Below are 14694 nucleotides of genomic sequence, written 5' to 3'. Positions count from 1 at the left end.
TATGAGATTTTTATCACGGTATTTTAAGGACTATATCAAGGAATCCATTCTAGGTCCAGTTTTCAAGCTATTGGAAGCTAGCTTTGAACTTCTTGTTCCGTTGATAATCGCCTATATCGTAGATACAATTATTCCAAATGGCAACCGGGAAGACCTGGTTGCTATGCTTTTTTTACTAGTTGGACTTGCTTGTATTGGAATTATTGTCTCGATTACAGCGCAATATTTCTCAGCCAAAGCAGCAGTCGGAGTGACAAAAGCATTAACGAATGATTTGTATCAGAAAGTCCTTTCTCTTCCAAAATCAAGTCGAGACATACTTTCATCTGCCAGTTTATTAACCAGATTGACGAGTGATACTTTGCAGGTTCAAACAGGTATCAATACTTTTTTACGTTTATTCCTACGGGCTCCGATTGTCGTATTTGGTTCACTGATCATGGCATTCTATATTAGCCCAAGTCTATCAATCTATTTTCTAGGAATGATTCTGCTGTTGTTGGTCATCGTAACGGGGATTTCAGTCCTGACCAGTCGTATTTATCAATCTATTCGAAAGGAATTAGATGGTTTGGTAGGACAGGTACGAGAAACGATCACTGGCTGGAGAGTGATTCGAGCTTTTGGGCAGAGAGAACGGGAAATCAAGACATTTCAAGGCATAAATCAACGATATAAGAAGCAACAGCTACAGGCTGGTTTTTGGTCCAGTCTCTTATCGCCTTTGACGTTTTTGGTAGTTAATGGGACCTTGATTCTTCTCATCTGGCAGGGCAATAGTGCTATTTCCGATAATCGTTTGGAGCAAGGAATGCTGGTTGCTCTAATCAATTATCTTCTTCAAATTTTAGTTGAATTGGTGAAATTGATTATGGTTGTGACAACTCTTAATCAGACCTATATTTCAGCACAGCGTATTCAAGAGGTTTTTGAGCAGAAATCTGAAGATGTGGATGCCAATTTGCCAGTAGTTTATAGTAGAGACAAGGAATTGATTTTTTCTGTGAACCATCTTTCCTTTTCTTATCCAAAATCTGGTGAGGAATCACTAATTGATATTGATTTTGAATTATGTAAGAGACAGTTTATGGGTCTGATTGGTGGGACTGGTTCAGGGAAATCAACCTTAGTAGACCTTTTACAGGCACTTTATTCCATACCGACCAGCCAACTCTCTTTCTTTATTGAGGGGAAAAGTCCTAGGAATTTGAAAGAGTGGCGGCAGCAATTAGCTATCGTTCCACAACAGGCTCAGCTTTTTGCTGGGACTGTGCGTTCTAACCTGTCATTAGGCTTAGAAAGTGTATTGGACAGTGAGTTATGGGCAGCGCTAGAAATCGCACAGGCTAGGTCCTTCATTGAGGACAAAGGAGGCTTGGATAGTCCTGTCGAAGCCTTTGGGAAGAATTTTTCTGGTGGACAGCGTCAACGTTTGACCATTGCACGCGCTATTTTACAGAAATCACCGATATTGGTTTTAGATGACGCGACCTCTGCTTTGGATTATCTGACAGAGAGTAGGTTATTGTCCGCTATTCGTCGTGCATTTCCTGAGCAAACCTTAATAATGGTATCTCAGAGAACCAATAGTTTACGAACAGCTGATCAGATTTTGGTCTTGGATCAAGGGCGTCAAGTGGGACTTGGCCGTCATGAAGACTTGCTGAGAAGCTCTGCCATTTACCAAGAAATCGATCAATCACAACATAGGGAGGAGGACAGCCATGAAACAATCTAGTTTTAAGGAACTGGTCAGATTGGTTTTAGGCCAACCCTTTCGAATGTCCTTTATGTTGGTGGGAACTGTGGTGCAGGTGCTTCTGACAGTTTATCTGCCTATCTTGATTGGTCAGGCAGTTGATGCAGTATTGATACCGGATGGTCAGGTCTTGCTAGGGATAATTGGCAAAATGGTGATGGTTATCTTGCTTAATACGCTGGTGCAATGGTATCTCCCACTAGTAACCAATCGCTTGGTTTATGGAATGGTGGCTGACTTGCGTGAACAGGTCTATGTTAAGCTGCACCACATGCCCTTGTCTTATCTGGATCGTCATTCAGTTGGTGATTTGGTAGCTCGTTTTTCAAGTGATAGTGAGCAATTAACCAACGGACTCTTAATGGTTTTCAATCAATTTTTCATAGGTATCTTAACCATTTTCTTAACCATTTTCACTATGGCTAGGCTTGACTTGACGATGATGTTGGTTGTTGTTGCCCTGACTCCTGTGTCTCTGCTTGTTGCACGTTATATCGCTAAGAAATCCTATGGTTATTATAGAAAACAAACACAGGCACGTGGGAAGCAAGCTCAACTTTTGGAAGAGTCCATCAGTCAACTGACCTTGGTCCAATCTTTCAATGCTCAAGAGCAATTTACGCATGGTTTTCAAGTTGTGAATGAACAGTATGCGACCTATTCCCAACAGGCTATTTTTGCCTCTTCAACGGTCAATCCAAGTACGCGGTTTATCAATGCTATTATCTATGCCTTACTTGCAGGACTTGGAGCGCTGAGAATTATGGCAGGGCAGTTTACAGTGGGTTCACTGACAACTTTTCTCAATTATGCTAGTCAGTACAGCAAGCCCTTTAATGATATTTCCTCAGTCCTATCGGAATTGCAGAGCGCCTTAGCTTGTGCAGACAGGCTGTTTGCTATCTTGGCTTTAGATAGCATTGACGATCAGGCTGAGCGGAAAATCGATTCAGAGGAGTTGAAGGGAGCTATTTCTTTTGACAATGTGTCTTTCTCATACAGCCCTGACCGTTCTCTGATAGAACATTTGGACATTGATGTCGAAGCTGGACAAAAGGTAGCCATTGTTGGACCTACTGGTGCTGGTAAATCAACCATGATTAACCTGCTTATGCGCTTCTACGATGTAACGGCTGGTCAGATTGTTTTAGACGGGGTTCCGATTAGCCAGTACAGTCGTGAGGATCTTCGCAGACAGATTGGGATGGTTTTACAGGAGACTTGGATCAAATCTGGTACCATTCATGATAATATTGCCTATGGCTATCCAAATGCCACGCGGGAATTGGTCATTGAGGCGGCTAAGGCAGCTAATGCAGACTTCTTTATTCGTCAGCTTCCACAAGGCTATGATACAGTTTTGGCAGATGGAGGAGAAGCCTTATCCCAAGGGCAACGTCAGCTCTTGTCTATTGCTCGTGTCTTTGTCAAGATACCTAAAATCCTGATTTTAGACGAGGCGACTTCTTCTATTGATACACGGACAGAAATTTTAGTACAAGAAGCATTTGCCAAATTGATGGAAGGACGGACCAGTTTTATTATTGCTCATCGCCTATCAACCATTCAATCAGCTGACTTGATTTTAGTCATGGTGGATGGAAAAATTGTTGAACAAGGAAATCATAGAGAGTTGATGAAGGAGCAGGGTGTATATTACCAAATGCAAACGAGTCAGCAATCAGAGGAGGATGAACGTGTTAGATAAATTAGAATTACAACCGATTACAGTTTTAGATGACTATCAAGCTACAATGCTCAATGAGAGAGAGGTGTTACTGACTACTAAGGTGACTGAAAATTCTCTCAATCCATATGGTATGGCTCATGGAGGCTTCCTCTTTACTTTAGCAGATTCAGTAGCAGGCTTGACAACAGTAGCAGGTGGTTCTTATTCTGTCACCCTACAGTCCAATATCCATTATATGAAGGCGGCAAAACTTGGTGATACCTTATCCGTCACTGGTTCTTGCACACATGATGGAAGTAGAACAAAGGTCGTTGAAGTAAAGATAGAAAATCAAGATAAACAGCTACTTGCTTCAGCAAGCTTTACCATGTTTGTAACAGGTAAAGTAGAATAATACTCAACGAACATCAAAAGCAGACAGTCTTGGTTAGATTGAGAGAAACAAATTCATTCGCTTATTAGTACAAACAGCGCAACAGCATTAAGTATCTGTCTGCATTTCTTTAGATTCATTGTGCTCCCACCGTGTATTATTATTTTTTATATAATACCCTCAAATGAAAAAATCTAATAGCGTGAAAGTGTAAAAATGTGTAAAAAAACAAGTAAAATTATTATCATAAGTTAAAATAGGAGGATATTTTGATGGCATATTGTCTATTTATTGGTAATTGTGAAGTAGTTAACCTATATTATATGTAGAGCAGAGTTAAAATATCGGCCCAAAAGTCATAAAACTTACATTAAACTGTTTAAGAAGAATGATGATGAAGCTAAGTATAAACAAGATAAGGGAGTTGGCAAAAGCTGGCTCCCTTTCTTTGTGTTATACTAAACTTATGTTAGATTTGAATGAATATGGAATTGAAATGTGGCCGGAGGAAAAGATTCAAGCTTTTCGCAAGGCACTCTTAGACTGGTATGATGATAATAAACGTGATTTGCCTTGGAGAAGGACAAGGGACCCATATGCTATATGGGTGTCGGAAATCATGCTACAACAGACAAGAGTTGACACTGTCATTCCTTATTATGAACGGTTTCTCCATCACTTGCCTACGATTAGTGATTTAGCACAAGCACCAGAGGAGGTCATTCTCAAACTCTGGGAGGGATTGGGCTATTATTCGCGCGTGCGGAATATGCAAAAGGCAGCGCAGCAAATGGTAGAAGATTTTGATGGGCAATTTCCGACCACGCATGCAGCCATTTCAAGCCTAAAGGGCATTGGTCCTTATACTGCTGGAGCAATTTCCAGTATTGCTTTTAATTTGCCAGAACCAGCGGTAGATGGCAATGTGATGCGGGTTCTCAGCCGCTTGTTTGAGGTTGATTATGATATTGGTTTGCCTGCCAATCGCAAGATTTTCCAAGCGATGATGGAGCTATTGATTGATCCAGAGCGACCGGGTGATTTCAACCAAGCCCTGATGGATCTGGGTTCGGATATTGAATCGCCAGTTAATCCACGTCCCCAGGACAGCCCAGTCAAAGCCTTTAGCGCAGCCTACTTAAACGGTACAATGGACAAGTATCCAATCAAAGCACCAAAGAAAAAGCCGATTCCCGTGGCCTACCAAGGATTTCTCATTAGAAATAAAGAAAATCAATTTTTATTGGAAAAAAATAATGAAGCAGGTCTTCTATCAGGTTTTTGGTCCTTTCCGCTTTTGGAAAAAGGAGCAGTCGTTGACAAACAAGTCTCTCTCTTTGATGTTGCAGAAGAAGTTGTTCAGCCAGATATTCGGCAGAGCTTTACGGAACTTTATGGTCTGACTGTTGATTGGCAAGAGCAAGAATTTGATAACGTACAGCACGTTTTTAGTCACCGCAAATGGCAAATCGAATTGATAGAAGGTATATCTGATTCAAGCACACTTCCAGATTCAAAAGAATTGAAATGGGTCTCTGTAGAAGATTTTCCTACCTATCCATTTGCAAAACCGCAGCAGAAAATGTGGGAATCTTTTGTAAAAGCAAAAGAAAGTTAAAAAAATTGAATTTGGAGCACATAATTATTTGAAAGCGCTTTACAATAATGGTATAATCTAATTGAAAAAAGGAAATAGTTTGATTTAAGATGTTGAACGCCATCTGGCTTAATTGAAAGGAGTCTATTTGCGTTCAGTAAGTTTGTTTATACTACTAGGATTCTGAATCTTTTGCAAAAGAGTTGCAGATTCTAGTAGGGGAAAAGTCTTTCATCGGTTATCCAAGTAATATTTTGGAAATTATAATTTCGTAATGTGAAGCATTTGTACCTTACATTAGCCTAGCTATCCGGTTCAATCAACATTAAAGGCTAATATTTTCGTACCATAATAACTCATTCTTAAAATATGTGTTTTAGAAAAGTGAGAAATCAAAACCTCTAGTGATTTTCAATAATAAGCAATCTCCACACTTTTAATAAAATAGTAGAGGACAATCAATCGACATAAGGATAGCTAAATTAATAATTAATTTACATATTAAATCAACTCTATCAAGATTAAAAGTTGACACCAGTTCATTTTGGTTTTGAAAAGAGTATCAATTGTCAACAGTCATCAGATGAGAGACTTTTCCATTAAAAGAAAAGGGAGGCGAGTAAGCCTCCTTTTTTTACTCATAAATTGCAACCACTTGACCAATTGGGCGGATATCGTCATCTGCATTAAGATATATATCATCATAGTCTGGATTGAGTGATTGTAAGTAGTCGCCTTTGAACTTTTTAACAAAATTTTCCCCATTTACGGAGAAAATCCCAATGGCATTTAATGGAATATGTGGAGTTAATCGAATAAATAAATAATCTCCATCTTGAATCTGTGGAGCCATGGAATCCCCAACTACTTGGGCGATTGTATCATATGTGTGGCTGTCGGGAATGTCATCACTGAAGAATGATACTAGGTTATTCAAATCAGTATCCTGCCAATAACCAGTACCAGCAGAGACTTTACCTGGAACGGCTAACTCAACCCGATCACGGTAATCATCCATTTGTAAAATATTTGTCTGACTAGTTTCCCGCATAGCCAGTAACTGTTCTTGACCAAAGGCTAGCCATTGACTGTGAAATGGTTCTTGTAACTCTTTATCCAAGAGCTGGACCTGAGGATGGATTGGTTGCTGAAAAAGCTTGAATTGCCTAGGAGTAATTGTCAAAGCAATATCTTGATTGGTGTCTAACTGTTCGATCAATTCCCCAACAGATATGGACATTCCTTTTGCTACTTTTTCAAGAGTATCCAATGTCGGCAAAAGAGCTTTTTTTGTTTTGGGATGTTGGTTCTTTTCTAACATGGAAATATATCCCTTTGTTAAACCAGATAGCTCCGCAAATTTATCCATTGATAATGAATGTTTGCTTCGGTATTCCTTTAATATTTCGCCTAGTATCATGGTTGTCTCCTTATTTGTTTAACTAATTATACCATTTTATATTTCTGTTTGCAAATATTGTTTAACATGTTTGACAAAACAGAAAATTGGTGTTAAAATTATCTCACATAAATGAAAAACGGAGGTAGGGTCGATTATGAAGACAGTTATTTCTTGGAATGATATTTATAAGGAATGGGAAACATATGCTAGCCATTTTGGGTTGACCTCTCCGTTAAACAGGGAAGATTTTGAAGGCAGGTGGTCTGAGGATTTTGGAAAGGGAAGTTTGTTCACAGCAAACTTATTACGTACTAACCAATTCGATGTTGAAAAGACAGCTGCTGTGTGGATTGCATCATTTTGTCGGGATTTGATGCAGGATTATGCCTATTTGTTAAATGGCAAAGCCTATCTCATGGTCAATCACCTATATTTTTTGGCCATCAAACAACTTCAAGATGAACAAGTTATTTGGTCAAAACCTCTGACACATTTACAGCCGAAGTTATTTTTATCTTACCGTTTGTTGGAGAATTTAGATTTAAGTCAGTATCCTTGTATTGTCGAGCTGGCAATGCTACAAGCGAGTATGATTCGGTCACAACTATTGGAAAATAAATAAGGATTTAAGGGAGAATGAAGATGTTAAAGATGTTATCTATGCAAAATACTAAAATGGATTTATCAAAGATTGAGGACTACTGGATGGACACCTTGGTTGAGCGAGGGATTTTTGATGATACAGAAGTTCACAACGGTCTATGTTGGAGATGTAAAACTTCTCATGCTGTGGCTGCTTATCAAATTGTATCGCATAAATGGAAAACAGACATGACTAGTTTTGCGAATCAAATGGTACTCTGTCAATCGTGTCAGTATGAAAAACCAGATGTGGCAGATGCTGAAATTGTATGGCAGTGGTTAGAAGTCGAAAGTGATCACAGATATTGGGTGCTACAAGGTATGGCAGAGTATGAAAAGATGTATAATAAAACAGTACTTCAAGAATTGTGGGATATGGGAACTAGAGAAGGAGAAGAAGTGGAAAGACTTGTTACTAAAGTGATGAATTCTTCTCGTGAAAATAGTGTCGTTTTAAATCGTGCAACAATAGCAGGCCTCTTTCGAACTGAGATTGAACGGATGCGCAGAAAGGCTTTCTTGAATTGGACAGGAATTTTTAAGTTGGTTAGCTAGTCGACATACTTGTAAGGATAGATTCCATAAGGGTAAGAATAGTAGATAAATATAAAAACGCATTGGTTAGAATTCCAAGTAAAGGAATCTAAGCAATGCGTTTTAAGATAGAAGTTAACGAATAAAAATTAGGTGGGGTTATTCAATGTTGGAGATAAAACGGTTTTCTTTTCTGGAAAAACGTTGACCACAGTATTGGCAGCGATAATATGTTCTATTGGCTTCATAGAGCATTGCAAACATTGCTCCTTCAACACCGTTGATTGCATGGCCGACCATACCAGCTTTACGAAAATATTGTTTTCGACTTGGAGTATAGGTTTGAAGCTTAATAGACTTACATTTTGGACACCTAGGTGGCTGTTTGGTATCCTTAGTATCGGGATGGAACCGCCGATAAAAACTATAAGAAATTATCAAGATAACAAGGAATATTGGCCCAATATATTCTAGTAATGTATTCATAATATCATTGTATCTGTTCTTCTTATTTTATTCAAGTAATATGAGTATTGGATTAAAATGGAAGAATTATTCAGTAAATAGCTATAGTTATTAACTATAGAGTCCCGTAACATTTAAATATTAGCCAAGATGGTAAAAATAAGGTAGAATACTGAAAAAGACCAAAGGAGTATCTTTATGGCTAGAGAATTTTCATTTGAAACCCTTCAACTTCATGCTGGACAGGAGGTTGATGCTGCTTCAAAATCGCGTGCGGTACCTATTTATCAGACAACTTCCTATGTATTTGAAGATGCTCAAGAAGCGGAGGATTTGTTTGCTTTACGTAAACCTGGTAATATCTACACTCGTATTACCAATCCAACGGTTGCTACTTTTGAGAATCGTATTGCTGCCTTAGAATGTGGCATTGGGGCGCTCGCAGTAGCTTCTGGTATGGCAGCGATTACCTATACTGTTTTAGCATTGGCACACGCTGGGGATCATATTGTAGCAGCGACCACTCTCTATGGTGGGACCTTTAATCTTTTCAAAGAAACCCTTCCTCGCTATGGTATTACAACAAGCTTTGTCGATATTGATGACTTTGAAGCTGTAGAAGCTGCCATTCAAGATAATACAAAACTGGTATTTATTGAAACCTTGGGAAATCCTGTTATCAATATTCCTGATCTTGAAAAATTGGCAGAAATTGCACACAATCACCACATCCCGCTTGTTTCAGATAATACCTTTGCAACTCCATATTTGATTAATGTATTTTCTCATGGTGTTGATATCGCAGTTCATTCTGCAACAAAGTTTATTGGTGGGCATGGTACGACCATTGGCGGTGTGATTGTCGATAGTGGCAAGTTTGACTGGGCGGCATCTGGTAAGTTTCCGCAATTTGTTGAAGAAGATCCAAGTTATCACAATATTAGTTACACTCGTGATATTGGTGCAGCAGCTTTTATTTTAGCAGTTCGTGTACAATTACTTCGCGATACAGGTGCAGCCCTTTCTCCATTTAACGCCTTCTTGCTTTTGCAAGGGTTAGAAACCTTGTCTCTCCGTGTAGAGCGTCATGTGTCAAATGCTGAAAAGATTGTTGATTTCTTGCTCAATCACCCTAATGTTGAGTCGGTCAATTATCCATCACTTCCAGATAGTCCTTATAAGGCTTTGGCAGATAAATACCTGCCTAAAGGTGTTGGATCTATTTTCTCTTTCCAAGTAAAAGGCGGAACAGAAGAAGCTCGTAAGGTTATTGATGGCTTGGAAATCTTTTCTAATCTAGCAAACGTTGCCGATGCGAAATCACTAGTAGTTCATCCAGCTACAACCACGCACGCTCAGTTAGCTCCAGAAGATTTGCTTGCTGCTGGTGTCACACCAAATCAAATTCGCCTATCCATCGGACTTGAAAACGTCGATGATTTGATTGAAGATTTGCAACTTGCTCTTGATAAATTATAGGCTATGAGTTAATTTGCTTGACTTCATTCTTTATGAATAAATAATAAAAGGAAATTTGGCATGTACGCCAGTTTTCTTTTTTATATTTGTTTTAGTTCTTCCAGTCCACTTTCAGTTAGTCGGTAGATTCTTTGACAAACTTCTTTCAAAAAACGTCTGTCGTGTGATACGCATACCAAACCACCCGGATAATCGTCAAATAGTTGACGAATATATGGCTGAGAAGTAGGAGAGAAGTTTCGACTGGGTTCATCTAATAAGAGAAAATTGGCTTGATCAAGAACCATTTTTAACAAGAGTAACTTGGCTTTTTGTCCCCCTGAAAGTTCACAGTTCCTGTGATGAACTTCTTGTCGTGTAAACTGCAGACTGGCTAGATGTGTCAAGATTAGTTGTTCCTCCTCACGATTGCCATTTTCCAATAGAAAATCAAGTGGAGTTTTAGAATCATCAAGGACTTCTGAATAGCGCTGGGGCATGTATCCCAAGTTTATATCTGCTCGTTGCCTGAGTTCTTGATAGATTAGCTTTAGAAAACTGGATTTACCAATTCCATTTTGTCCAATGATGCCAATTTTCCCTTGTCCATTTATGTTGAAATGGATATTGCTAACTAATTGCTGCTTGTCAACGTTCAATTGAAAGTTTTCTAAGTGAAGCACTTGCTTTCTAGCTGGTAGTGGTGAAATGTCTGAGAAGAAGAGGGAAATGGCATCTTCATAAAAAGGTACTTCTGTGAGATTTTCCTTCATTCTTTCATAGCGTTTTTCACGTGATAAGACATTCTTCATTTTCTTGGCAATGAGGCGTCCCATAGTAGCATCATGTGTATTGAGCAAGGTATTGCGCACCTGTGATTTTTGTCGTAGGTGCTTATTCATGGCTTTGTCAAATTCTTTTTGGTCATTCCGAGCTTGTTGAACTTGTTTCTGATAGGCTTGTTGGCGCTTCTGTGCGTAATCCTGGTAATCTAGTTCTTCAACCTTAGTCTGTGCAAGAGTTTTCTTCTTAACAGATTCCAGGTGAATGATTTTTGTAGCTGTTTTACTGAGGAAGTCTTCATCGTGAGAAACAAATAGAATTGTTTTTGGGCTCGTGATGATATAGTTTTCAAGCCAAAGTAAGGTATCTAAATCCAAGTCATTGGACGGCTCATCCAGAAAAATAATATCAGATGGAGTTGCTAGAGATTTGATTAACTGAATTTTTAGTTTTTCACCACCTGACAGGCTTTCAATCAATTGTTGACTGGAAAATCGCTCGCTGTCAAACTGGAGCTGGTCAGCATAGAGGTAGAGAAGGCCGTAATCAATGTCGCTGTCCAAGTCAGCGAAGAAGTAGTCGTTCAAGGTTAGCTCTGCTATTTCCAGTGGAAGACTTTGGGGAATATAGACTGGTGAGTGAAAATATCTGTGAATACTGCCTGATTGAAGTAGGTAGTTGGCGACAAGTGTTGAATCCATCAAGGTTAGTAAGAGACTGGATTTTCCATTTCCTTCTTCGCCGATGATGGCTATTTTATCGCCAGGGTTAACAATGAGGTTTAGGTCCTGAACTAGATTTCGCAAATCTTTTTGATGGTCGAGGGATAGGTGATGAGTGGTTAGTAGCATAAGGCCTCCTTTACAAGAAAAAAACACACTACCTATTTAGTAGTGTGTCAAAATCTGCTCAAAAAGACCCTATTCAAGGAATAGAGGGAACAGAAAAATGGACGCAAGAAAACTACTAAATAAGCATTGAACTTAAATTGAGTTTACTTGTTACTGTCCATTTCTCCTTACCTCGCAATTACAATTTTCTAATAGTTTACCATATGTATTGAGATTTGTCAATTTTTAAAGAGATAGTCAGCAAGACGAATGATTGGTCGTAGGAGACTACTTGTTGAAAAATAATGAAAATAATTCATAGATAGGGTGTTACTTTTTTCCCCAACCTGTGCTATAATACACACAATGTTAGGTTTCTTTTACTTGATCATGCTGGTTAGGTATGATGTAGAGCTGACAGATGATTCAAATCTTTGGTTTGAAAATAAATAGGGAAATGAAAAAAATTTATGGATATCTTTTTAAGTGTCTTACCCATTGTTGTCTTGATTTTTCTGATGATAAAATTGAGGGTGGCAGCGAATTATGCCTTGCCAGCGATAGCAGGTTTGGTTTACTTGATTTTGCTTGTCTATTTCAAAACTGACTTTGCTTTACTTAATTCAGGTCTGGTGACAGGTTTTTGGGCAACTCTGACGCCAATTACCGTCATTATGGGAGCTGTGTTATTTAATAATTTTCAACAGAAAACAGGAAATCAGTCGATTATCAATAGGTGGATGTCTGGTTTGACTCCGAATCCTGTTGCACAAATGATGATTATTGGCTATGCCTTTGCTTTTATGGTTGAAGGAGCTTCTGGTTTTGGAACTCCAGCTGCGATTGCTGCACCCATTTTAATTGCCCTAGGATTTGAGCCTATAAAAGTTGTCATCGCAGTATTGATTTTTAACTCCATACCAGTTTCATTCGGTGCGGTTGGAACACCTACTTGGTTTGGTTTTGGAGCATTGGGGTTGACGAGTCAGCAGATAGGAGAACTTGGTTTTAAAGCCTCTCTTGTACATTTAGCTGCTGGATTGGTTATTCCAATTATTGCTTTAAGGTATGTGTTCAGCTGGAAACAGATTAAAGAAAATCTTCTTTTTGTTTATTTGACTGTATTTTCATGCGCACTTCCAATGACACTTCTGGCAACTATAAACTATGAGTTTCCTTCCTTAATCGGGGGTGCAATTGGTTTTCTTATTTCCATTGCATTGGCTAAGAAAAAAATTGGATTAAGCAAATTTGATACGAGCATTTCTGAGCTCGAACCTGTGAATCTGAACGAATTATTTAAGGCCCTATTACCATTAATTAGTCTGGTGCTTATCTTAGTTGTGACACGGGTTCCTCAATTAGGAATTAAGGCCTTGATGAGGACAGATTCTATCTTGTTTAAGACTAATCTTGGCTTTGCAGATTTGGAAGTAACAAAGGCTTTAAAAATCACTTTGACCAATGTGTTTGGTACGAGTTCCAGCGAATCGTTTGAACTGCTGTATGCACCAGCATTTATTCCATTCTTCCTTATCGTTTTTATGTTATCTTGGTTGTATCCAAGTATGAAAGGGAATGTTTGGAGAACAATTGGACAAACAGCTCATCAAGTTGCAGAACCATTCTTTGCTCTTCTTGGCGGGGTGACCATGGTGAAATTTATGTTACTAAATGGTGACAATTCCATGGTCTCTATTATTGGTATGTCTCTTGCGACAGCGACAGGACCATTCTGGGGGTTGTTTGCTTCTTATCTCGGTGCAATTGGTGCATTTTTCTCAGGATCCGCTACCATTTCCAACCTGATCTTTGGAGGAGTTCAGCAGTCAATTGCTACTCAGACGGGGCTAAATATGACTAGTATTTTGGCGATGCAATCAGTTGGTGGGGCAATGGGCAATATGACTTGTATCAATAACATCATTGCAGCGTCTTCGGTATCTGGTGTTCGTCGCCAGGAAGGCTATATTATGCAGAAGACAGCAATCCCAATGTTTGTTTATGGAATTATCGCAGCACTGATTGGACTACTTTTATAAAATTCTAAACCTCATGAAAATGAGGTTTTTATGTTTATGAATTAATCCATCAATAAAATGATGTCGTTCGATAGCAGATTGTGATAAAATGGAAAAAAATATTACTTGCTAAGGGGAAAAATGTGGCTATAGAGGGAGTGGAACAACCGAAACTATTAGAAATCAACAAGTATCTTCGGTTAAGAAAATATGATGGATATCATGATTTTGCTTTGATATGGCATCAAGATTTGGAATTGGTCTGGCTCATTGATGGGGATGAGGAAGTTTATAGTGTGGACTTGCTTAATCGTATGTATAGCTATTTATCAAAAAATGGAGAGTGCTATTTTATTGAAATCCTTGAAGATGGGAAGTATCAACCAATAGGTGATGTGACTCTTTTTAAAGATGATTTTGCTATTGCCATTGGAGACAGGAGGTATTGGAAAAAAGGGATTGGGACTAAGGTGTTACATCGAATGATCGAGCGTGCAAGGGAAGTGGGGCTTGAGGAAATACTTGTCAAAGAAATCTATGACTGGAATACAGGTTCTCGTAAGCTATTTGAGAAATGTGGCTTTGAAGCTGTTGAAAAGACACAGAAAGGTTGGTCCTATAGGTTAATAGTATGAAGAAAGTAATGATTATTGGTTGCCCTGGTGCTGGAAAATCGACCTTTTCACTGAAATTGAAAGAAATTACAGGACTGCCCCTCTATCATTTGGATCAGTTAAACTGGTTATCGGACAAGACAACAGTTGCTAGGGAAGTTTTTCAAGCTCGTCAAGAAGAAGTATTAAGGCAAGAAGAGTGGATTGTCGATGGTAATTATGGGGGGACTTATGAACTTCGAATGGCGGCTTGTGATACGATACTATTTTTAGATTATCCAGAAGCAGTTTGCGTGGAGGGGCTATACAGTCGTGTTGGCAAACCGAGAGTGGATATGCCATGGGTTGAGATTACTGTCGATGAAGAATTATTAGAGTTTGTAAAGAATTTTCGAACGCAGGTTCGCCCAAATATTTTTAATCTGCTTTCCGTTTATAAGGACAAGGAAATTTTTATATTTTCATCCAGAAAAGAGGCTAACTATTTTTTGAAGCAAATCAAAAAACCTTGACGCAAGTCAAGGCT

At 38.8% G+C, this 14694-nt stretch carries 13 protein-coding genes; 10 read left to right on the top strand and 3 right to left on the bottom strand.

Annotation, left to right across the window (positions count from 1 at the left end; all coding sequences use genetic code 11):
- The first annotated feature begins 1 nt into the window (after position 1).
- The 4 genes from ACPC57_RS02250 to mutY all read left to right on the top strand — a co-directional run bounded on the left by ACPC57_RS02250 (position 2) and on the right by mutY (position 5440).
- The gene (locus ACPC57_RS02250; protein ID WP_434066222.1) at positions 2-1738 is read left to right on the top strand and encodes an ABC transporter ATP-binding protein; all 1737 of its coding nucleotides are present in this window, start codon (positions 2-4) and stop codon (positions 1736-1738) included.
- Positions 1725-3467, top strand: coding sequence for an ABC transporter ATP-binding protein (locus tag ACPC57_RS02245; RefSeq protein ID WP_434066221.1), 1743 nt, complete (start codon positions 1725-1727; stop codon positions 3465-3467). Before ACPC57_RS02250 ends, ACPC57_RS02245 begins: the two co-directional genes overlap by 14 nt.
- A complete protein-coding gene (locus tag ACPC57_RS02240) occupies positions 3451-3843 on the top strand; it encodes a PaaI family thioesterase (protein WP_434065268.1) in 393 nt (130 codons plus the stop codon). The genes ACPC57_RS02245 and ACPC57_RS02240 overlap by 17 nt, the downstream gene beginning before the upstream one ends.
- Before the next feature lie 445 nt (positions 3844-4288).
- Entirely contained in the window at positions 4289-5440 is a 1152-nt protein-coding gene (mutY, locus tag ACPC57_RS02235) for an A/G-specific adenine glycosylase (protein ID WP_434065267.1), read from the top strand.
- 613 nt (positions 5441-6053) lie between these two features.
- Here the strand turns inward: mutY and ACPC57_RS02230 are convergent.
- Positions 6054-6839, bottom strand: coding sequence for a helix-turn-helix domain-containing protein (locus ACPC57_RS02230; protein ID WP_434065266.1), 786 nt, complete (start codon positions 6837-6839; stop codon positions 6054-6056).
- Positions 6840-6975: 136 nt separating this feature from the next.
- Here ACPC57_RS02230 and ACPC57_RS02225 point away from each other — a divergent pair, with 136 nt between their 5' ends.
- Positions 6976-7443, top strand: coding sequence for a hypothetical protein (locus ACPC57_RS02225; protein ID WP_434066220.1), 468 nt, complete (start codon positions 6976-6978; stop codon positions 7441-7443).
- A gap of 20 nt (positions 7444-7463) precedes the next feature.
- Complete coding sequence (locus ACPC57_RS02220) at positions 7464-8018, top strand: hypothetical protein (protein ID WP_239604799.1); 555 nt, start codon at positions 7464-7466, stop codon at positions 8016-8018.
- A gap of 138 nt (positions 8019-8156) precedes the next feature.
- Here the strand turns inward: ACPC57_RS02220 and ACPC57_RS02215 are convergent, their stop codons facing one another.
- The gene (locus tag ACPC57_RS02215) at positions 8157-8483 is read right to left on the bottom strand and encodes a hypothetical protein (RefSeq protein ID WP_434065263.1); all 327 of its coding nucleotides are present in this window, start codon (positions 8481-8483) and stop codon (positions 8157-8159) included.
- A gap of 177 nt (positions 8484-8660) precedes the next feature.
- On the opposite strand from ACPC57_RS02215, the gene ACPC57_RS02210 reads away from it, so the two are divergent.
- Entirely contained in the window at positions 8661-9941 is a 1281-nt protein-coding gene (locus ACPC57_RS02210; RefSeq protein ID WP_434066219.1) for an O-acetylhomoserine aminocarboxypropyltransferase/cysteine synthase family protein, read from the top strand.
- A gap of 80 nt (positions 9942-10021) precedes the next feature.
- Here ACPC57_RS02210 and ACPC57_RS02205 read toward each other — a convergent pair whose 3' ends face one another.
- A complete protein-coding gene (locus ACPC57_RS02205) occupies positions 10022-11554 on the bottom strand; it encodes an ATP-binding cassette domain-containing protein (protein ID WP_434066218.1) in 1533 nt (510 codons plus the stop codon).
- 449 nt (positions 11555-12003) lie between these two features.
- On the opposite strand from ACPC57_RS02205, the gene ACPC57_RS02200 reads away from it, so the two are divergent.
- The 3 genes from ACPC57_RS02200 to ACPC57_RS02190 all read left to right on the top strand — a co-directional run bounded on the left by ACPC57_RS02200 (position 12004) and on the right by ACPC57_RS02190 (position 14680).
- Entirely contained in the window at positions 12004-13575 is a 1572-nt protein-coding gene (locus tag ACPC57_RS02200; RefSeq protein ID WP_217375085.1) for an L-lactate permease, read from the top strand.
- 122 nt (positions 13576-13697) lie between these two features.
- Positions 13698-14189 carry a GNAT family N-acetyltransferase gene (locus tag ACPC57_RS02195; RefSeq protein WP_434066217.1) on the top strand — a complete coding sequence of 164 codons (492 nt, stop codon included), beginning with the start codon at positions 13698-13700 and terminating at the stop codon, positions 14187-14189.
- Positions 14186-14680 carry an adenylate kinase gene (locus tag ACPC57_RS02190; protein ID WP_277837182.1) on the top strand — a complete coding sequence of 165 codons (495 nt, stop codon included), beginning with the start codon at positions 14186-14188 and terminating at the stop codon, positions 14678-14680. Before ACPC57_RS02195 ends, ACPC57_RS02190 begins: the two co-directional genes overlap by 4 nt.
- Positions 14681-14694 lie beyond the last annotated feature (14 nt).

It is taken from the genome of Streptococcus sp. VTCC 12886 (assembly GCF_049893425.1).
GTDB lineage: Bacteria > Bacillota > Bacilli > Lactobacillales > Streptococcaceae > Streptococcus > Streptococcus suis_AA.
Note: the sequence above shows the minus strand (reverse complement) of the source record. Positions and strands in the feature narration are given on the sequence as shown.